General features: G+C 69.4%; 14 protein-coding genes and 1 pseudogene. 7 read left to right on the top strand and 8 right to left on the bottom strand.

Going from position 1 to position 20,709, the window contains the following annotated elements; genetic code table 11:
* Window positions 1-351, bottom strand: coding sequence for an STAS domain-containing protein (locus ABZX92_RS15500; protein ID WP_355558879.1), 351 nt, complete (start codon window positions 349-351; stop codon window positions 1-3).
* 81 nt (window positions 352-432) lie between these two features.
* Entirely contained in the window at window positions 433-5,331 is a 4,899-nt protein-coding gene (locus ABZX92_RS15495) for a phospholipase A2 (protein WP_355558876.1), read from the bottom strand.
* Window positions 5,332-5,530: 199 nt separating this feature from the next.
* Between ABZX92_RS15495 and ABZX92_RS15490 the strand changes: the two genes are divergently transcribed.
* On the top strand, window positions 5,531-5,779 hold the full coding sequence (locus ABZX92_RS15490) for a PLD nuclease N-terminal domain-containing protein (RefSeq protein ID WP_355558873.1): 249 nt from the start codon (window positions 5,531-5,533) through the stop codon (window positions 5,777-5,779).
* A gap of 21 nt (window positions 5,780-5,800) precedes the next feature.
* Here the strand turns inward: ABZX92_RS15490 and ABZX92_RS15485 are convergent, their stop codons facing one another.
* From ABZX92_RS15485 to ABZX92_RS15470, 4 genes are all read right to left on the bottom strand, one after another.
* Window positions 5,801-7,171 carry a glycoside hydrolase gene (locus ABZX92_RS15485; RefSeq protein WP_355558870.1) on the bottom strand — a complete coding sequence of 457 codons (1,371 nt, stop codon included), beginning with the start codon at window positions 7,169-7,171 and terminating at the stop codon, window positions 5,801-5,803.
* Window positions 7,172-7,265: 94 nt separating this feature from the next.
* A complete protein-coding gene (locus ABZX92_RS15480; RefSeq protein WP_355558867.1) occupies window positions 7,266-8,336 on the bottom strand; it encodes an aldose epimerase family protein in 1,071 nt (356 codons plus the stop codon).
* A gap of 15 nt (window positions 8,337-8,351) precedes the next feature.
* Window positions 8,352-10,649, bottom strand: a complete 2,298-nt coding sequence (locus tag ABZX92_RS15475; protein WP_355558864.1) for a glycoside hydrolase family 3 N-terminal domain-containing protein — start codon at window positions 10,647-10,649, stop codon at window positions 8,352-8,354.
* The gene (locus tag ABZX92_RS15470) at window positions 10,646-11,680 is read right to left on the bottom strand and encodes a LacI family DNA-binding transcriptional regulator (RefSeq protein ID WP_355558862.1); all 1,035 of its coding nucleotides are present in this window, start codon (window positions 11,678-11,680) and stop codon (window positions 10,646-10,648) included. Before ABZX92_RS15470 ends, ABZX92_RS15475 begins: the two co-directional genes overlap by 4 nt.
* A gap of 130 nt (window positions 11,681-11,810) precedes the next feature.
* Between ABZX92_RS15470 and ABZX92_RS15465 the strand changes: the two genes are divergently transcribed.
* Genes ABZX92_RS15465 through ABZX92_RS15445 form a run of 5 tightly spaced genes read left to right on the top strand, consistent with a single transcriptional unit; the run spans window position 11,811 to window position 17,372 of the window.
* Window positions 11,811-13,094, top strand: coding sequence for an extracellular solute-binding protein (locus ABZX92_RS15465; RefSeq protein ID WP_355558859.1), 1,284 nt, complete (start codon window positions 11,811-11,813; stop codon window positions 13,092-13,094).
* Window positions 13,094-14,068 (top strand): sugar ABC transporter permease, encoded by a 975-nt coding sequence (locus tag ABZX92_RS15460; protein WP_355558857.1) that lies wholly within the window; start codon window positions 13,094-13,096, stop codon window positions 14,066-14,068. Before ABZX92_RS15465 ends, ABZX92_RS15460 begins: the two co-directional genes overlap by 1 nt.
* Window position 14,069: 1 nt before the next feature.
* Window positions 14,070-14,885, top strand: a complete 816-nt coding sequence (locus ABZX92_RS15455) for a carbohydrate ABC transporter permease (protein WP_355558855.1) — start codon at window positions 14,070-14,072, stop codon at window positions 14,883-14,885.
* 2 nt (window positions 14,886-14,887) lie between these two features.
* The gene (locus tag ABZX92_RS15450) at window positions 14,888-15,874 is read left to right on the top strand and encodes an endo-1,4-beta-xylanase (RefSeq protein ID WP_355558852.1); all 987 of its coding nucleotides are present in this window, start codon (window positions 14,888-14,890) and stop codon (window positions 15,872-15,874) included.
* Window positions 15,875-15,887: 13 nt separating this feature from the next.
* Entirely contained in the window at window positions 15,888-17,372 is a 1,485-nt protein-coding gene (locus tag ABZX92_RS15445) for a glycoside hydrolase family 43 protein (protein WP_355558849.1), read from the top strand.
* On the opposite strand, the pseudogene ABZX92_RS15440 reads toward ABZX92_RS15445, so the two are convergent.
* Window positions 17,351-17,596: pseudogene (locus tag ABZX92_RS15440) on the bottom strand (GNAT family N-acetyltransferase); the annotation flags it as partial. The gene ABZX92_RS15445 and the pseudogene ABZX92_RS15440 overlap by 22 nt on opposite strands.
* Before the next feature lie 31 nt (window positions 17,597-17,627).
* On the opposite strand from ABZX92_RS15440, the gene ABZX92_RS15435 reads away from it, so the two are divergent.
* Entirely contained in the window at window positions 17,628-17,771 is a 144-nt protein-coding gene (locus ABZX92_RS15435; RefSeq protein ID WP_355558846.1) for a hypothetical protein, read from the top strand.
* On the opposite strand, the gene ABZX92_RS15430 is transcribed toward ABZX92_RS15435, so the two are convergent.
* Window positions 17,738-20,709, bottom strand: a 2,972-nt coding sequence (locus tag ABZX92_RS15430) for a glycosyl hydrolase-related protein (RefSeq protein WP_355558843.1), incomplete at its 5' end; no start/stop codon positions are given. The genes ABZX92_RS15435 and ABZX92_RS15430 overlap by 34 nt on opposite strands.

Here is a 20,709-nt window from a genome sequence, read left to right as displayed (position 1 = left end):
TCAGCCTGCCGCCAGGGCCTCGCGCACGGTGTCGTGCAGCTCCAGCAGGTCGTTCAGCATGGTCGCCCGCAACGCGCGCAACACGCTTCCGGCCGGTGCCACCACCCGCAGCGGTGTGCCCCGGTCCTCGCCGCGCGTGTGGTGGTCGACGAGCACCGAAAGGCCGGACGACGAGAGGAACGAGACACCCGTCATGTCCAGCACGACCGCGAACCCGTGTCTCGCCGCCTCGGTGAACGCCGCGGCCAGGTGCTCGTCCAGCCGCGGTGCGGTGTAGGAGTCGACCTCGCCGGTGACCTGCAGGATCACCGCGTTGTCCCGTTGTTCGGTTTTCGCCTCCAACGGCGCCATGCTGCCTCCCGTCGACGCCCTCCAGCCTGGCAGGCCGGGCGCGCGTTGTCGATCATCGCGTGCCCGGCCTGTCACACCGGATCAGCGCCCGCCGGAGACCCAGGCGTCGTGACCACCGCCGGTCTCGACCCCGAGGTAGTACGTGTTGGCCAGGTCGTAGCAGGTGATGACGGCGTACCAGGGCTGCTTGTCGCACATTCGGCGCAGATCGAACAACATCGAGCCGTTCACGCGATGCCACCAGCCGTCCTCGTTGAGCCCGGCGGCGTAGTGGTTGCGATAGCCGAAGTCGTGGCGCAGGCAGTACGGGCGGAAGGGGAAGCCGAGCGGGTAGTCGGACCAGCTGCCCGGCAGGAACGGCACCGAGCAGCCGTCAGTCGACCAGTTGAAGTAGTAGAGGTGCCAGTAGTCGTTGTTGCGGGCGAAGGCGAAGCGGTCGTAGCTGGTCTCCGCCGGGCCGGTGAAGTCGACGTACACGCTGGCGAAGCTGGGCCACGCCTTGGCCGTCTTCCAGTCCGAGATCGTCTCGCCCGCGAGGTTGTGGGCGATCACCCGGAAGTCGAAGTTCTCGAACGGCAGCAGCGACGTCACCGGCACGTCGGCGAAGTAGGTGCCGGTCGCCGGGTTCGCGATGATCGGCGCGTACGTGTTCGTCCAGACGCCCCACGTGGACGGGCCCCGGTGCTGCAGCTGGAAGTACAGCCCGTCCGAGTAGGGGCCGAACCACTCCGTGTGCACCAGCCCGGTCTGGGCGATCGGGTAGGCGAACAGCGTCGGTTTCGCCGGCAGTGGTGGCAGCGGGCGGGCGCTGACGGTGTTGGAGTACCCGCTCTGCCCGGCCGCGTTCGCCGCCGTCACCTTGTACTCGATGCTGAAGCCGTTCCACTGTCCGGTGTGGACGAACGACGTGCCGTAGACCGGTTTCGGGTGGTACAGCCACGTGCTCTGGCCCTGCGGCCGGTAGTAGACCCAGTAGTACACGTTCGGCGTCGGGCTGGCGTTCCACGACAGCGTCACCTGCCGGTCGCCCGCCACCGCGCTGAGACCCGAGGGCGCGGCGGGCAGCGGCAGGAACGGTGTCGCCGCCGCGGTGTTCGAGAACCCGCTCTGGCCGCCGAGGTTCGCCGCGGTGATCTTGTACTCGACCCGGAAACCGTTGTACAGCGGCTTGTGCACGAACGACGTCCCACGCACCGGTGTCGACACGTTGTACCAGGCCGACTGGCCCTGCGGCCGGAAGTAGACCCAGTAGTAGACGTCCGGCGTCGGGCTCGCGTTCCACGACAGCGACACCTGGCCGTTGCCCGCGGTGGCCCGCAGGTTCGACGGTGCGGCCGGCGGTGGCGGCACCGGCGTCGCGGCGACCACGTTGGACGGTCCGCTCTCGCCGGCCACGTTGCCGCCGATCACGCGGAACTCGAACCGGTGCCCGTTCGCGAGCGGCTTGACGGTGTGCGCGTAGCTGTTGACCGGCAACGGCAGGCGCGTCCAGCCCTGCTGCCCGGCCGTGGTGTCGCGGTACTCCACCCAGAAGTAGGTCGCGTGCTCGGCGCCCTGCCAGCCGAGGCCGACCTCGCCGTTGCCCGCGATCGCCGTGAGCGACGGTGCCGCCGGCACCGGAGGCAGCGGCCGGGCGCTCGCCACCGGGGTCGTCCTGCTGTCCCCGGCCCAGTTCGTCGTCGAGACCTTGACCTCGTAGGTGTGCCCGTTGGTCAGCGGCGAGAGCGTGGCCGTGGTCCCGCTGAACGGCACCGAGAGTTTGTGGAACGACTCGCCGGTGCTCACGTCGCGGTAGTAGACCCAGTAGTACACGTTGGACGTCGTGCTGGCCGTCCAGTTCACCACGATCTGACCGTTGCCCGCGGTGAGACGGAGGTTGGTCGGCGGCGCGGGCAATCCGCCGTGCGCGGTGACGGAGACCGTGTTGGACGGCGCGCCCAGCCCGGCCGCGTTCTCCGCCCGCACCTGGAACTCGTAGACGTGGCTGTCCTGCAGGCCTTCCCAGCTCGCGTCGGTCTTGTCGGTCGGGTAGAGGGCCTTGGTGAAGCCGGTCTCGCCCGCGGTGACGTCGCGCCGGTACATCCAGTAGTACATGTTCGGCCCGGCGGGGTCCCAGGACAGGTCGACGCTGCCGTCACCGGCCGCGACGCCGGTGAGGTTCGCGGGCGCGCCTGGCAGGGCCACGCTCGCCACCGCGCTGACCACGTCGGAGTCCGGTCCGTCGCCCGCCAGGTTCGTCGCCGCGACCTTGAAGTCGTACCGGTGCCCGTTGGTCAGCAGGCCGACGGTCGTCGTCGGGTCGCCGGCCGGGTACGGGAGCTTGGTGTAGGCGCCACCGGTGGCGCTGTCGCGGTAGTAGACCCAGTAGTAGACGGAGCTCTGCGCGTCCCAGGTCAGCTTGACCGTGCCGTCGGCCTGCGGGGCCGCGGCCAGTCCGGTGACCTTGGCGGGCAGCGGTGGCAGCGGTTTCACCGTCACGACGGCGCTCGCGTCGCCCTCACCGCCCGCGTTGATCGCGGCGACCTTGAACTCGTAGTTGTGCCCGTTGGCGAGCAACCCGAGCGTCGCGGTCGTGCCGTCGGTGATCGGGTACTGGGCGCGGGTGAAGTTCGCCTCGCCGGCTGTGACGTCGCGGTAGTAGATCCAGTACCAGAGGTCGGGTCCCGGTGCCGTCCACGACAGCGAGACCTGGCCGTCGCCCGGTGTCGCGGTCAGCCCCGTCGGTGCCGGTGGCTTGTCGTACCTGGCCGTCGCCCTGGCGGTGGTGCTGAGCGGGCCGTCGCCGCCCGCGTTGATCGCGGCGACCTGGAACTCGTACTCGTGGCCAGCCATGAGGTAGCCGGGGCGGAACGAGGTCCCGTCCGTGATGGGATATTCGAGCTTGGTGAAGGTGGTCTCGCCGCCGGTGACGTCCCGCTGGTAGATCCAGTACCAGAGGTTGTCGCCGGGGGTCGGCGCCGTCCACTGCAGACTGATCGAACCATCGTTGTTCGCGGTCGCGGTCAGACCTGTTGGCGCGCCTGGCTTGTCGTAACGGACGGTGGCGCGGACCGGTGCGCTGCGCGGCCCCTCACCGCCGGAGTTGATCGCGGAGACGGCGAACTCGTACTCGTGGCCGTTGACGAACCCGCCCGGCTTGGCGGAAGTTCCGTCGGTGACCGGGTAGGTCATCCGCGTGAAGTCGGTTTCGCCCGCGGTCACGTCGCGTTCGTAGATCCAGTACCAGTTGCGGCCGGGTGGTGCGGACCAGGACAGCTGGACGGCGCCGAGCCCGTCCGGCGTGGCGGTCAGGTTGCCCGGTGCCAGCGGTGCGTCGTACCGGGCGGTGGCCTGGACCAGGTTGCTCGGCCCGCTCTCGCCACCGCCGTTGCTCGCGGTCACCTTGAACTCGTAGGCGTGCTGGTTCGCGAGGTCCGGCGCGGTCGCGGTGGTGGCGAGCGGATCCAGCACGACGACCTGCGTGAAGTCCGTCTGCCCGCCCGTGACGTCGCGCTGGTAGACCGAATACCGCGCGGTGACGGGAACTCCGGTCCAGCTGAGCGACACCCCACCGGATCCGTTGGCGGTGGCTCGCAGGTTCGTCGGCGCGGGCGGTGGCACGACGTGGACGTCGACGCTCCTGACCGCGCTCGGCGGGCCCTCACCCGCGGCGTTCACCGCGGCGACCTTGAACTCGTAGGTCACCCCGTCGGCCAGGAAGTCGAGGTCGGCTCTCGTGGCGGTGTAGCTCGACGGCATGCGGCTGAAGTAGGTCTGGCCGTGCGTGACGTCCCGGCGGTAGACGCGATAGGAGGTCGCACCGCTCACCGCCTGCCAGGACAGCGTGACGGGGCTGCCGGTGCCGGTCGCGGTCAGTCCGGACGGCGCGGCCGGCACCGCGCCGGGAGCGGGTGGCGGCCAGGCGACCTCGACGAAACGGGCGCGGTAGATGCGGGCGTCGGCGAAGTTCTGGGCGTTGTCGAGCGAGTTGACGTTGTAGGAGATCAGCAGCTTGCCGCTCGCAGCCAGTTCGGGATGCGTCCGGGGGTCGTAGATCTGCTGTTGCTTGCCGTTGCTGGGTTCCGGCGCGTCGAACAGGTAGCGCGGCGCGTCGAACGGCCCGGTCGGCGAGGACGCGACGTGCGCGACGATCGACGGCGAGAAACCGGTGTTGGCGTCCTGCGTGACCAGCACGTACTGCGCGCCGATCTTGTCGACGGAGAACGCCGTTCCGACACCGCTCATCATCCTGGTGGACGCGCTCTCGTCCGCGGACCAGCCGCTGCCGGTCCAGAACTGCCACGCCCCGGCCAGCCCGGCCGGGGTTCTCGCGAGGTGCGCGAACTTCAGCGCGCCGGCGGACTCCGTGCCGTAGACGTAGGTGTAGCCACCGTCGTCCAGCACGGCGGAACCCCAGCCGATCGTCGCGCCGAGCGGCAGCGCCTGGATGCCCGACACGGTGAGACCGGGCAGCGCGAAGGTGACGAGCGCGGTCCCGGCGAGAGCGAAGTCGAGCGGGCCGTCGCCCGTGCGGTGGTAGCGGTTGTAGAAGACCTTGAGCTCGTTGCCCGTGACAGTGCCGTCGCCGACCCAGTACATGTCCGCCGGATCAGTGGCCTCCACCACGGCTTTCGGTGCCGTGGGGGTGCCGCCGTGGATGGTCTGGGTGGGCGCGGTCCCGTCCTGCACGACAATCGTGTTGTGCACCATGGGCGTGCCCTGCGGCCGGGAGAAGTCCGGGTTGACCGTGCCGAGGAACGTGTCGGAGAACAGCCAGGCAATGCGCCCGTCCGGCAGCGGGATCGACGTCGTGCTGTCGGCGCCGGTCCAGTGGCCGCCCTGGTTGCCGTAGTTGGCGAACATCGTGTTGAGCTGGGCCGCCGACATGGTGGTGGGCACCGCGGCGGTGGCCTGGAGCGCTGGGGCGATGAGGCTGAGCACGGCCAGCAACGGCAGGAGGACCATCCGGCGTCTGAGCGCAGACCGACGAGAACGCAGCATTGCCAACCCCCAGTTGGTCGGACGCCGAAGCGAGTCCCGGGAATCTATGTTCGAAAAACACCCGCCACCAGGACTGAACGGCGCAACACCGCACAGTGCAAAATGGACGTTCGTCGATCGGTTGTCCGCTCCGGGTAGGACTGGCGATCGTCCTGCAGGCCGATGCCTTGCGCGTCCGAACGGACCTAACCTTTGCGCCATGTCACATCAGGTGGTGCAGGCTTTGTCCGATCAGCAGACCAGGTTGCTGGAGGGCGGCGGCCTCGTGCTCGTGCTGCTCGGGGCCGTCGCTCTGCTGATCTTCTGGATCGCCGCGTTGATCAGCGTGCTGGGTGCGCCGATCGGATGCGGTGCCAAGATCCTCTGGCTGCTCGTGGTGTTCGCTTTGCCGTTCTTGGGAAGCGTTCTCTGGTTTGTCGCGGGAAGGCGTTCTGCCGGGATGTACTAGCGGTTCGAGTGCGCAGGGCGGTTATGGCGTGATCCGGTAGGTGATCAGCGAACGGGCCGGGACGGTCGCGGTGAACGTGCCGCCGGTGACGCGGACGGAGGACTGAGCCGTGGTGTTGCCGGTCGTGTTCGTCAGGTACGGGGTCGCGGTGCCGGCGATGACGTTCTTCAGCTTGTAGGACACCGAGTTGGCGGTCGTGCCGGTGTTCAGGGCCACCACGGCGAGAGTGCCGTCGGTGTTGCGGAAGGCGGACATCAGCAGATCGCCGGACGAGGTCGCGTCGATCCGAGTCGCGTTGGGACGGATGAAGCGGCTGTAGTTCGCCAGCGCCCACAACCGTTTCGACACGCGGTAGCCGTCGCCGTTCAGCTGGATGAGCCCGCGGGTGGCGCCGGTCGAAGCGCCGTACCAGTAGACGTAGCCGTTGACGTTGCCGGTGGTGAGCGCGGTGTGCACGGCCTTGGCGATGGTGAGACCGTCGTAACCGCTGCCGTCGTCCCAGTTCTCGTTCCACGTCGTGCCGTTCGGCGACCACTCGGACATCCAGCTGCGCCGGGTCGTCGGCAGCGGACCGGTGATCTGGGACGCGTAGGTGTGGCCGGTGTGCGTGGCGACGATCCCACGCGCGGCCGGGTCGGCCTCGATCGCCTTGGTGTAGGCGCTTTGCTGGTTCCAGCCGAACGAGTCGCAGCACGTGACCTTGAGACCGGCGGCGATCGGCCCGAGCACCTTCACGAACTCCGCCGCCTGGGCCGGGGTGAAGCGCATCGACGAGTAGTCGCTGGTGTAGTCGGGTTCGTTGGTGAACCCGAGGTCGGTGATCCTGATGCCTTCCTGCGCGTAGAACTTGGTGTACTGCACCAGGTAGTTCGCGTAGGCGCGGCGCCAGTCACCGCTCGCGCACGACGCGCCGGCCAGCCCGCACAGACTGCCGCCGTTGGCCTCGTCGCCGTTGGTCTTCATGTAACCGGGCGCGCTCCAGGCGTCGGCGTAGAAGCGGTCCACCCCGTACGCCTTGGCCTGCTGGGCGAGCCACACCTGGCTCTCGTCGTCGCGGTCCCACACGTACCGCGGGGTCGCATCGGGGCCGCCCGGGTTCGTCGGCTGGATGGAGTTGGCCGAGGTCGACCCGATGCCCAGTCGCAGGATCGACATGCCCGCGCCGGTGTTGCGCGAGAGCAGCAGGTCGAGGATCTCACGTTGTTTCGGCGCGGACAGGCCTTGTGAGCCGTGCATGATCTCACCGCGGCCGAACGCCTCGGAGAACCCGAACCCGTCGATCGTCTGGTGCTCTCCGGAGCCGTCGACGGTGATCGTCGTGGCAGCGTGTGCGGTGGGGGAGACGAGCGTGCTCATGAGGAGCAACGCCAGGACGGACACTGCTGATCTCATCCAGTCAGCGTGGTGGAAGCGTTGTGGTGCACTCAATCCGGCGGTGCGGTGGACTTCTTGCCGATAACTTCCTTCGACTCGAATTCGACCATTCTCACTGGACGGTCAGCTCGTACACCGTCTCCTGGTGGTAGGTCTGGCCGGGACGCAACACCGTGCTGGGGAAGTCCGGACGGTTCGGCGAGTCGGGGAAGTGCTGTGCCTCCAACGCGAAACCCGCGCCGCGCCGGTAGGGCCGGCCGCTCGTGCCGACCAGCGCGTCGGTCAGGAAGTTGCCGGAGTAGAACTGCAGACCGGGCTCGGTCGTGTGCACGGTGAGCATCCGGCCGGAACCCAGATCGTGCGCGCGTGCGGCGAACGCGAGCGAACCCGCCCCGTCGAGCACCCAGTTGTGGTCGTACCCGTGCGCGATCCGCAGTTGGTCGTCCGGCGCTTCGATGCGGGCGCCGATCGGCGTCGGCTCGCGGAAGTCGAACGGGGTACCGCCGACCGGAACCGGGAGGCCGGCCGGGATCAGCGAGTCGTCGACCGCGCAGAACGACCCCGCGCGGATCGTCAGCAGGTGGTCGTGAATGTCGCCCGAGCCCTCGCCGGCCAGGTTCCAGTACGTGTGGTTGGTCAGGTTCAGCACGGTCGGCGCGTCGGTTTCCGCGCGATAACCGATGGTCAACCGGTTCCGCGTGTCGAGGTGGTACGTCACCGCGGTCGTGACCCGCCCCGGGAAGCCCTGGTCGCCGTCCGGGCTGACGTGGCTGAGCCGCACACCGACGCCGTCGTCGTCGCGGAACGGGCTCGCCTGCCAGACGTGCGTGTCGAAGCCTTCGGGACCGCCGTGCAGGCAGTTGGTGCTCTCGTTGGCCTTGACCCGGTACTGCTCGCCGTCGAGGGTGAACGCCGCGCCGCCGATCCGGTTGGCGTACCGGCCGATCAGCGCGCCGAAGAACACGCGGCCCGCGTCCGGGCGGTTGTTGGCCACGTATCCGTCGAGGTCGCCGAAACCGAGCACGACGTTCGCGAGCGCGCCGTCGCGGTCCGGTGCGTCGACCGACTGGACGACGCCGCCGAGGTCCAGCACCCGCACGGTGATGCCGCCCGGGTTGACCAGCGCGTATCGGTGCACGTCCGCGTCACCGACCCTGCCGAAGTGCTCTGTGTCGACCAGCATCCCGCTATGTTAGCGCTAACAGTCGATCTCGAACTCCGGCGTGCGGACGCGGTCGAAGCCGGCCTCGCGACGAGGTCCGGTCATCGTGAGGCGCACCGTGGTGTGAATGTCCGCGCTCGACCTGCCCACGTGCAGCTCGACCTCACCGGCGTCGACCTGCCGGTGACCGGCCCGGCCGGTGTAAGCGGTCAGATCGGCGTGCAGCACGGCGGTGACGGTGCGCGTCTGGCCGGGGGCGAGGTCGACCTTCACCGCGCCGATCAGCTGCCGGACGGGCCGGGCGACCTCGGCCACCGGGTCGTGCAGGTAGATCTGGACGACCTCGCTGGTGCTGGTGCCGCTGCCGTTGTGCAGGGTCGTGACGACGCGGGTGACGCCGTCGGTCGGCCATTCCCGCGTCTCCCCGGTCACCCGCATCCAGGTGGCGGGGGCGTAGGAGAGGCCGTGGCCGAACGGGAACAGCGGCGTCGGGTCGACGGTGCTGACCTCGCTGCGGGCGCCGAGCGCGGCGGTGAGGTAGGTCGACGGCTGGCTCGCGCCGGCACCGGGGAAGCCGACCGGCAGCCGGCCGGACGGATTGATCCGTCCACTGAGGACTCCGGCGACCGCGGCCGCGCCTTCCTCACCGGGGTAGAAGCCGCACACGACCGCGGCGAGCCGGTCGATCTGCCGGGAGAGCTCATAAGGCCGTCCGGACAACAGGACGAGTACGACCGGGGTTCCGGTGGCGAGCAGCGCTTCGAGGAGTTCCTCTTGCCTGCCGGGCAGTGTGAGGTCCGCGGCGTCGCAGCCCTCGCCGGACGTGCCGCCACCGAACAGGCCGGCCTGGTCGCCGAGCACCGCGACGCAGACCTCCGCGTGCCGGGCGGTCTCGACGGCTTCCGCGATCTCGTCGTCGGTACCGCCGAGGACCGGGCACCCGAGTGCGAACGTGACGTCGTGGTCACCGCGCAAGCAGTCCAGCACGGTCGGCACGTCGATGCCCATCGGCACGTCCGGGTGGTGCACGCCGACGTGCAACGGGAACGAGTAGCAGCCCATCAGCGCGCCGGGATCGTTGGCCCTCGGGCCGACGACGGCGACGCGCCTGCCGGTCATCGGCAGCACGCCGTCGTTGTGCAGCAACACGATCGAGCGTTCGGCCAGCTCGCCGGCCAGCGCGCGGGACTCCTCGTCGTCGAGGTCCAGGTTCGCGGCGGGGTCGGGGGAGTAGCCGGGGTCCAGCAGCCCGAGTTCGCACTTCTGCCGCAGCACGCGTTCCAGCGCCCGGTCGATCAGCGCGCCGTCGACCTGATCGGACTCCACCGCGGCCAGCAGCGGATCGCCGTAACAGTCCACAGTGGGCAGTTCGACGTCGATGCCCGCGGTCAGCGCCTGGCCGGCCGAGTCCTCGCGGCCGGTGGCGACGCCGTGCAGCATGTGCAGGAACGGCACCGCGAAGTAGTCCGCCACCACGGTTCCGGTGAAGCCGTACTCACCGCGCAGCAGGTCGGTCAGGATCGTGGGATCGGCGGCGACCGGGACACCGTCGACGCCGGAGTAGGAGTTCATCACCGAGCGCGCGCCCGCCCGCAGCGCCATCTCGAACGGCGGCAGGATCACGTCGGCCATCTCGCGCGGGCCGATGGACACCGGCGCGAGGTTGCGGCCTGCCCGCGAGGCCGAGTGACCGGCGAAGTGCTTGAGCGTGGCCACGATCCCCGCCGACTCCAGGCCCTCGACGAACGCGGCGCCGATCGTGCCGACCAGGTGCGGGTCCTCGCCGATGGTCTCCTCGACCCGGCCCCAGCGCAGGTCCCGCGTGACGTCGAGGACCGGGGCGAGACCCTGGTGCACGCCGAGGGCGCGCATCGAGCGGCCGATGTGGAAAGCCATGCGCCGCACCAGGTCCGGCTCGAAGCTCGCTCCCCAGCACAGCGGTGACGGGTACACCGTCGCCTGCCACGCGGCCAGCCCGGTGAGGCACTCCTCGTGCACCACCGCGGGAATCCCGAACCTGCCGCCCTCGATGATCTGCCGCTGGGTGCGGGCGAGGCTGTGCGCGCCCACCTCCGGCGCGATCGGCCGGGTGCCGAAGACGCGGGTGAGCTGACCGATGCCGTGCTGCGGCAACTCGTCGAAGTCCAGCTGTGCCACGAAGTCGTGCTGGTGCGGGGCGACCTCGCCGCCGGAGTCGATGCCGACCCAGACGCCGTACAGCTGGGCGACCTTCTCGCGCGGGGTCATCCGTGCCATCAGGTCCCGCACCCGCTCGGCGACGGGCACGCGCGGGTCGCGCCAGCGCTCGGCCGGCGTGGTGGCTTCGGTCGTCACGAGAACCGCCTGTCTTCGGAGAGGGTCAACGCGCGGGCCGAGTGGCGCACGATCAGCTCGGTGCCGAGCGTGATGTGCGTTTCGTCCGGCGACTCGCCGTTGATGAGCCGCACCAGCAACGTGATCGCGCGCCGGCCCATCTCGCGGATCGGCTGTTGCACCGTCGTCAGCGGCGGGGTGCACAGGGCGGATTCCGGGATGTTGTCGAAGCCGACCACCGAGACGTCGTCGGGCACCCGCAGGCCGAGTTCGAGAGCCGCCTCGATGGTGGCGATGGCCGTGATGTCGTTGGCTGCGAACACGGCCGTCGGCCGATCGGGGCCGGCCAGCAGTTCGCGGGCCGACTCGGCGGCGATGTCGTGGTCGTAGTCACCGCGGCGGATCAGGTTCTCCTGCACGGCGATGCCGGCGGCGGCCAGCGCGCGCCGGTAGCCGGTCTCGCGCTGCTGGGCCGACTTCAGGTCCTCGCGGCCGGTGAGCAGCGCGATCCGGCTGTGCCCCAACGAGATCAGGTGCTCGGTCGCGAGCTGCCCGCCGTGCAGGTTGTCGGAGTCGACCGTGGGCAGCGGCGAGCGGCCGGTGTGCGGGTCGACCGCGACGACCGGGGTGCCCGGCAGTCCTTCGAGATCGACCGCGGGCGTGACCAGCACGGCGCCGTCGACCAGGGTGCCGCTGAGCCGCGTGAGGTACCGCTGTTCCCAGCCCTGCGGATCACCGGTGCGTCCGCCCGCCGAGTACACGACCAGCTCGAAACCGGTGCCGCGGATGGCATCCGCCGCGCCTTTGAGCAGTTCGGTGCTGAACGGTTCGATGTCGGCGACCAGGATCCCGATGACGTTGGTGCGGTGGTTGCGCAGGCTCTGCGCGACCAGGCTCGCCTCGTACCCCAGCTCCTTGATCACGGCCTGCACCCGCGCGAGCGTCTCGGCGGCGACACCGTAGCGCTGGTTGAGGACCTTGGAGACGGTCGCGACCGAGACGCCGGCTTGAGCCGCGACGTCACGGATGGTGACACGAGAGCGAGGAGGCACCGGGTCACCCTAGCCGTGTAAAACGTTATCGACAACGATTGACACGGCGAGATCGACGGGGAATTCTCACTAGCCGTCGCGCATCGTCGCGGACCGTCACACTCGGCCGACGTCGTCAGGAGTGGACCCAATGCGTTGTTCGCACAAGCTGTCCGTCGCTTTAGCCGCCGCGGCGACGCTCCTGCTGGCCGCGTGCAGCGGCTCCGGCGGCGATGCCTCTGCCACCGGCCCGGTGACCCTCACCTGGTGGCACAACCGCACGACCGAACCGATGAAGTCGATCTGGCAGGGAATCGCCGACGACTTCCACAAGACGCACCCGGACGTCTCGTTCACGGTCGAACCGCTGCAGAACGAGCAGTTCCAGACCAAGGTGCCGCTCGCGCTGCAGGGCAGCACGCCGCCGGACATCTTCCAGCAGTGGGGCGGCGGCTCGCTCGTCTCGCAGCTCAGCTCCGGCAAGATCGCCGACATCACGCAGGCGTCGTCCGGTTGGATCGGCCCGCTCGGCCAGGCGGCCCAGGGCTGGCAGTCCGGCGGCAAGCAGTACGGCGTGCCGTACCAGATGCACGCCGTCGGCTTCTGGTACCGCAAGGACCTCTTCGCCACGGCCGGCGTCACCAGTCCGCCGTCCACGTTGGACGAGCTGAACGCGGCGGTCGCCAAGCTGAAGACCGCGAACCTGGTGCCGATCGCGGTCGGGGGCAAGGACCGCTGGCCGGACGCGTTCTACTTCAACTACTTCGCGATCCGCCAGTGCTCGGTTGACGCGCTGAAGACCGCGGTGGAGAAGAAGGACTTCGCCGACCCGTGCTTCACCAAGGCGGGGGAGAACCTCAAGGCGTTCCTGGACACCAAGCCGTTCCAGGACGGCTTCGTCGGCACCCCGGCCCAGCAGGGAGCCGGAAGTTCAGCCGGCATGCTCGCGAACGGCAAGGCCGCCATGGAACTGCAGGGCGACTGGAACCCGGACGTGATGCAGTCGCTGTCCGAGGACAAGGACCTGGACTCGAAGATCGGCTGGTTCCCGTTCCCGGCGGTGCCGGGCGGGCAGGGCGACCCGAACTCGGTCCTCGGCGGTGGTGACGGCTTCTCCTGCACCACGCGCGCTGCCAAGGCGTGCGCGGACTTCCTGGGCCATCTGGTCAGCGAGGACGTGCAGAAGAAGCTCGCCGCGACGGGGTCCGGCCTGCCCGTGCACCCGGCCGCCGTGGCATCACTGAAGACCGAGACCCACAAGAAGATCTCGGAGTACGTGTCGAAGGCGCCGCACCTGCAGTTCTACTTCGACATCGCCATGCCGACCAACGTCGGCCAGGCGCTCAACGACGCGATCGCGAACTTCTTCGCCGGGCAGGGCGGGCCGGACACGATCGTGAAGTCGGTGAGCCAGGCGGCCGCCGGGAACAAGTGATGAGCACCGCGACCAGTTCGCGGCCGTTGACCGCCCCCAGCCCGCACGCGCCCGCGGCTGGGGGCGCCCGGCGGCGGTCCCACACCCGCACGCGGCTCGAGCTCGCGGTCCTGCTGGGTCCCGGTCTGGTGCTGTTCACGGCGTTCGTGCTGATCCCGATCGGCGTGGCCGCGTACTACAGCCTCTACTCGTGGAACGGTTTCGGCCCGCTGACGGAGTTCGTCGGGCTGGGCAACTACGTCGACGCGTTCTCCGGTGACGTGTTCCAGAGCGCCATCGGGCACAACCTGATCATCGTGGTCCTCTCGATCGTCGTGCAGCTCCCGCTGAGCATCGGTCTGGCGTTGCTGCTCAACCGGAGGCTGCGCGGCCGGACGTTCCTGCGGATGGTGGTCTTCGCGCCGTACGTGCTGTCGGAGGCCGTCACCGCCGTGATCTGGTTGCTGATCCTGCAGCCGGGCGGGTTCATGGACGAGGTGCTGCGCGGCGCCGGGCTCGGCTTCCTCGTGCGGCAGTGGCTCGCCGACCCGAAGATCGTGCTCTACACGCTGTTCGTCGTGATCACCTGGAAGTACATCGGGTTCGGCGTGATCCTGCTGCTGGCCGGGTTGCAGGGCATCCCGGCCGAACTGCGGGAGGCCGCCGCGCTGGACGGCGCTTCGAGCTGGCAGGCGACCCGGCACGTCGTGATCCCGTTGCTGGGGCCGACGATCCGGGTGTGGATCTTCCTGTCGGTGATCGGGTCGCTGCAGCTGTTCGACCTGGTCTGGATCATGACGCTCGGCGGACCTGCCAACGCGTCCGCGACCATGGTGAGCTACCTGACCGACCACGGGTTCAAGCGCTACGAGTTCGGGTTCGGCAGCGCGGTCGCGGTGATCCTGTTCATCATCTGCTTCACCTTCGCGTTGCTGTACCAGCGGTTCGCGTTGCGCCGCGACACCGAGGGCGCGCTGACCAGGGCGGTGAGCTGAGATGGCACGTCGCAACACCGCCGGCTACCTCGCCGCGTTCGCCGTCGTGGGCGTCACGGTCGTGCCGCTGCTGTTCGTGCTGCTGGGCGGGTTCCGGACCACGGCGCAGATCAACTCCGCACCGGCCGGGCTGCCCGGCCCGTGGGTGTGGGACAACTACCGGGCCGTGCTGACCTCGCCGGTGTTCTGGCGGCTGCTCGGCAACAGCGCGCTGATCGCGGTGATCGCGACAACGCTCGCGGTCGCGCTCGGCTCGATGGCGGCGTTCGCGTTGTCCCGCTACGCCTTCCGCGGCCGGGAGGCGTTCTACACGCTGTTCACGCTCGGCCTGCTGTTCCCGCTGGGCGTGGCCGCGCTGCCGTTGTACCTGTGGCTGCGGCTGCTCGGGCTGCTGGAGAACCCGCTCGGCGTGGCGATTCCCGAGGCGGCGTTCTCGTTGCCGGTCACGATCGTGATCCTGCGGCCGTTCATGCACGCCATCCCGGGCGAGCTGGAGGACGCCGCGCTGCTCGACGGCGCGGCCAAGCTCGGGTTCTTCTGGCGGATCCTGCTGCCGCTGTCGCGTCCCGCGCTGATCACGGTCTCCGTGCTCGCGTTCGTCAGCAGCTGGAACTTCTACCTCTTGCCGTTGCTCGTGTTCAACGACTCCACCAACTTCACGCTTCCGCTGGGCGTCGCGATGTTCCAGTCGGAGCACACCCAGGACACCGCGAAGGTGCTCGCCTTCACGGCGCTGTCGATGATTCCGGCGCTCACGTTCTTCGTGCTCGCCGAACGCCGCATGGTCGGTGGTCTCACCGGTTCGGTGAAGGGATAGAGATGATCAGTCGATTAACGGTCGCGGTTGCCCTGCTGTTGCTGGTTCCCGCTCCTGCGCACGCCGCGGGACCGTTGAAGGACATCACGAACAGGTATGTGGGTAGCGCGGTGGCTGCCCAGAACCTGAACGAAGCCGACTTCAGGTCGGTGCTGACGCGCGAGTTCGACAACGTCACGCCGGAGAACGAGATGAAGTGGGCGGTCGTCGAACCGAACCGCGGCCAGTTCAACTGGTCCGGTGCGGACGCGATCGTGAACTACGCGCAGCAGAACGGGAAGTCGGTGCGCGGGCACACGCTGGTGTGGCACAGCCAGTACCCCGGCTGGCTCAACAACCTCGGTTCTGCTGAGCTGCGAGGTGTGGTGCAGCAGCACATCAACACCGAGATGGGCCGGTACCGCGGCCGCATCCGGGCGTGGGACGTCGTCAACGAGATGTTCAACGAGGACGGGTCGCGGCGGCAGTCGATCTTCCAGCAGAAGCTCGGTGACGGTTATGTCGCCGACGCGTTCCGCTGGGCTCGTGCGGCTGACCCGTCGGCCAAGCTCTACATCAACGACTACAACACCGAAGGCATCAACGCCAAGAGCACCGGCTTGTACGACCTGGTGCGCACGTTGAAGCAGCAGGGCGTGCCGATCGACGGCATCGGCATCCAGACGCACCTGGCGACGAAGTACGGGTTCCCGACGAGCTTCCGGCAGAACATGGAGCGGTTCGCCGCTCTCGGTCTCGACATCGCGATCACCGAGGCGGACGTGCGCATCCCGTTGCCCGCGGACTCGGGGAAGCTCGCGACGCAGGCGAGCTACTACCGGCAGATCTGGGACGCCTGCCACGCCGTCCCGCGGTGCGTGGAGTTCACGACGTGGGGCTACACCGACCGCCACTCGTGGGTGCCGGGCACGTTCCCCGGTGAGGGCGCGGCTTGCCTGTTCGACTCGAACCTGCGGCCGAAACCCGCCTACACCAGGCTCAACCCGTAGCTGGAGAGTCCACTTGGCACAGTTCTCGAACCCGGTCCTGCCCGGCTCGCACCCCGATCCGTCGGTGTGCCGGGTGGGACCGGACTACTACCTGGTCACGTCCACCTTCGAGTACTTCCCGGGCCTGCCGGTCCACCACAGCCGCGACCTGGTGCACTGGCGGCAGCTCGGCCACGTGCTGGACCGGCCGTCGCAGCTGCCGTTGCAGGGGGTGCGGGCCTCCGGCGGGCTGTACGCCCCGACGATCCGGCACCACGACGGTGTGTTCTACGTGGTGTGCACGCTGGTGCACGGCACGCGGGAGAACGGCAACTTCGTCGTGACGGCCACTGATCCGGCCGGGCCGTGGTCCGAGCCGACGTGGCTTGCCGAGGCCGAGGGGTTCGATCCGTCGTTGTTCTTCGATGACGACGGGCGGGCGTGGTGGACGGCGACGCGGGAGATTCGCGACGGCCGGACCGAGGTCTACCTGCGCGAGTTCGACGTGGAGACGCTTTCCCTGACGGGCTCGGAGCACGTGGTGTTCCGCGGGGCGATGGCGGAGTCCCGGTGGCTCGAAGCTCCACATCTGTACAAAGTGGATGGACGATATGTGCTGGTGTGCGCCGAGGGTGGCACGGACTTCGAGCACTCGGTGGTGGTGGCGTTCGCGGACGAGGTCACCGGGCCGTATCGCGGGTCGCAGCTGAACCCGGTGCTGACCCATCGGCATCTCGGCCGTTCGCATCCGATCGCTGCGGTAGGGCATGCGGATCTCATATGCACGCAGAACGGTCAGTGGTACGCGGTGTTGCTGGCCGTGCGGCCGTACGGCGGCTACTACTACAACCTCGGGCGCGAGACCTTTCTCGTGCCGGTGCGGTGGGAGGCCGACGGTCCGGTGTTCAGTCCCGGCACCGGGCGGGTCGAGGTCTCGTACCCCGTGCCGGACCTGCCTGCGCACCCGTGGCCCGAGGAGGAGCCGGCGTGGATGTTCGTGCGCACACCGGAGTCCGACTTCCTGTCGCTCGATTCCGGTCACGTACGCCTGCGCCTGCGTCCAGAGTCGATCACTGATCTGGTCAACCCGAGTGCGGTGGTGCGACGTCAGCAACACCAGTCGTTCCACGCGTCGTGCTCGCTCGATTTCTCGCCCGCCGGATCCGAGGCCGCGGGTTTGGTGCTGCTGCAGAACAACGACCATCACGTGCGGCTGATGCTGGGCGCCGGTCGCGAGGTCACGCTGGTGCGCCGGGTCGGCGGGCACGACGAGGCGCTCGCCAAGACCGAGGTCGGCGAGGGGGCGGTGAGGCTCGGTGTGGAGGCGCACGGGCAGGAGCACCAGGCGTTGGTCGACGGACGACCACTGGGCGCGCCGTTCGACGGCCTGTTCCTCAGCACGCCGGTAGCCGGTGGGTTCACCGGAGTCCACATCGGACTGTATGCGACGAGCAACGGTGTGCCGAGCGACTCGTGGGCCGACTTCTCCGGCTTCATCTACCGCGAAGCTCTCCAGTGATCATCCAGCCGCCACCGGTAGCCGTCGTCGTCGTGAGGTGATGGCTGCCCGCCGGCTGCTTCGTACAGCGCCTTCGCGGCGTGGTTGTCCTCGTCGGTGAACAGCCACATCTTCCGGTGCCCCTCGCTGACGGCCTGGTCGCGGAAGGCCGTCAGCAGCGCGCGCCCGATGCCGCGTCGCCGCGCTGCGTGGTCGACGCCGATCTCGTACACCTGCCAGCAACGCGATGGTCGCCAGGTCCGCCAGGAACGGCGTGTGGTCCCGCACCTCGACGCCGCGGAACTTCCGCACCGCGGCGTCGAGCAGGTCGTGGTCCTCCGCGGTCAGCCGGTGGATGCGCATCCCGCCGTCATCCGCCGCGCCGACTACCGGATGCTGACGGGAATCGCGGGGGAGTAGTGCAGCCTGCCGTGCGAGGCCACCCGCACCAGCGCCCACCAGTGCGCGCCACGGCGAGCGGTGGGTGCCGCGGTGGCGGTCACCGGCACGGTGATCTTGCCCGCCGGTGGGATCACGAACGGCTGAGTGCGCGGGCCGATGGTGACGTCGTCGCCCCAGGTGCCGAACGGGCTGATCACGGTGATCTCCCCGCGCACCTCGCTCTGGATCCGGTTGTGCAGGGTCACCGGCAGCAGGGAGTGTTCTCCCGGTGCGAGCAGGAGGGCGCCTGCCCTGAGCAGGACGTCGACCAGTTCCCGGTCGGTGGTGGGGCCCGACACCACCTCGACGCTGTCCTCCAGCACCTGGCCTAGGTGGTCGCGGATGCGGGCGGCGTGCAGGTGGCGCCCCGGGCGGGCCCTGAGCTTGGCGGTGAACTCGGCGAACTCACCGGCAGCGAGGTCGTAGTCCCACGACTGACCGTCGCTGAACTCCAAGCGCCCCTTGGCGGGTGTACCGCTGCAGCTCACGGTGATCCGCGCCTGGGCTGTGGTGCCAGGCGCGAGTCGGGTGAACGACGGCGTGACGTGCACGGAGACCGGCAGGTTGCCGATCGGCGCGGGGCCGGAGTTGTGCCGCCAGTAGCGGGTGTAGACCGGCTGGACGGGTTCCAGCGTTTCGGCCGGCGCGACGGGAAGCGGTGCCGAAGGCGCCAGCCGCAGTGTCACGACGTCCGCCGCGCCGAGTGGGACCTCGGCCTGCCCGGAGCGGACCGGAAGCGTTTCGACATCGCGTTCCTCCAGGAGATCCACGCGTTGTACCGCTTCGATTCCGCCGTGCAGCGACACCGAGGCGGTCACCGGCGTTCCGGTCGACTCGTACAGCCGCACCGAGAGGTCTGAGCCGTGGTCGTCGGTGCAGGACGCGAGAGGGTTGCCGCGGATCTTGGCCGCGGTCAGCAGCACGCTGGGCGGGGACACGGCCAGCAGGCTCAACGAGGCAGGCAGGTCGCCAGGACTCGACGGCACCTGGCGGGCGTGCAGCGGATGGTTGACGTCCTGGCCGGCGCGGGCGAACCCGGCCCGGCGCCAGTCACCCGCTCCGGCGACCACGCTGAGGTCGAACGTGTGGGACCAGTGCTGGTAGGCGAAGCTGGACCCGTCCGGCACCGTGCGCCGGTCGCCGTCGACCCACACCTCCGCAGGCCAGCCACTGCACGAACGCATCAGCGACACGTGCAGCGTGCCGTCCGGTGCCACGACGAAACCCGGGGTGCCGCGGTTGACGACGGCCGCGGAGAAGTCCACGGCAGGATCGGTGGTGCCGCCGGACACCTCGACGCACGCGTCCGCGAGGTCGTCGATCAGGGCGAGCACGTCGGTCACGATCAGCACCGGCAGGTCACGCGGCCCGCGCAGGTCGGCGTCCGGCACCCAGCGCCGCGCTCGCGAACAGGAGGCGGGCACGAGCACTCGTCCGGTGGTGTCGAGCGCGGCGCGGTACTCGGGCGCGCTGTCGAGCACCGCCGCCGTGAAGTCGTTGTGGCCGACGACGATGCGCACGTCGGGCAGGTTGGAGTCCACGTCGAGCGAGCCGTAGCGCGGCCCCGCGGCGCTGGTGCAGGTGGCCGTGACACCCTTGGCCACCAACGCGGCCATGAGCTCGCGGGCGTCGTCGGCGATCACCTCCGCGACCCCGATGGCGTGGACAACGCCGTCGGGCAGCCTGAGCCGCACGGGTGCGGACAGCCCGGCCCAGGTGTGCGCGGGGCTGTCCAGCGTCCAAAGATGCGTGGCCGCGTCGACGTCCGGGAAGCCGAACGAGCGGCCCACCGCGGCGAACCCGACCTCGGCCACGGGCAGTGCGCCGGGCAGGTCGAAGGCGAACCGGCTGCGCAGCAACCGGTCCTGGCCGATCGAACCGTCCACGAAGGACCGGACGTCGACGCGCGGCACCCCGTGCCACAACGTGACCTGCTGCCTGATCCGCAGCTCCCCGAGCTGGCAGGAGCTGATCAGCCGCTCGCCGACCGGACTCGTCTCGGAACGCACGACGGCCGGTCCGGCGGTCGTCCCGGGGCCCTTGGGCAGCAGGTGCCACGGCCCCTCACCCCACACCGGATGCCCGGGATGTTCCTCTTGCACGAGCAGCTCCGCCGCGAGACCGCCGGGCCGCAGCAGCTCACGATCGGCCGCCACGTCGTACACGCGGGACAACGCACCACCGCGCTCCGGATCGGCCTCGACGATGAACGACGAGGACTCGATCGTCACCCCGGGCTGAGGCATCCAGTACGGCGGCATCCTGGCGTCGTCGACCACCCGGTACACCCGGTAACCACAAGCGGGAACCTGCTGAGCCACGAACGTCAGCGTCAGTTCGAGAGTGTCGTCCGGATGCCTGATCACCGCCTCGGTCACCGCGGCGACCTCTGCGCCATCGGCGTCGAACACGCGCGCGCCTTTGAACCCGGGCAGACGAAGTTCCACGGTCGCCACGGCATCGCGGGCGAAGGCCAGCGAGTTGACGACGATCACCGCCTCACCCTCGCCGGAGGTGTCGGCACAGGAGGCCAAGTGCGAGATCGCGTCGCCGAGCACCGCACGGCCGAGCTCGTCGGCTTCCCGCCACCCGGTCAGCAGATCCAGGTACACCTGGTCCGACTCGGTACCGGTGATCGCGTCGTGGTGCGCGCCGTACACCAGCTGCCGCCACGCCTTGTCCAGCGCGAACGCCGGATGTCCCGCGCCGAGCAACGTCGACAGCGCCGCCATCCGCTCACCGTCGAGCACCGCCACCTCAGCGGCACGCTGCGCCTGTTTGGTGTCGATGTACGAGACGTCCTTGCCGGTGTAGACGGGATTCATGTCCCTGGTCTGCGGGCTGAACTTCACCGAACGCTCAGCGGCGTCCGCACGCACCGCGGCGAAGAAGTCCCGCGGCAGCCCGACGACGAAGC

The sequence above is a fragment of the Lentzea sp. NPDC006480 genome, assembly GCF_040611995.1.
Lineage (GTDB): Bacteria > Actinomycetota > Actinomycetes > Mycobacteriales > Pseudonocardiaceae > Lentzea.
The sequence above is the reverse complement of the archived record's forward strand: the minus strand, read 5'-3'. Positions and strand labels throughout refer to the sequence as shown.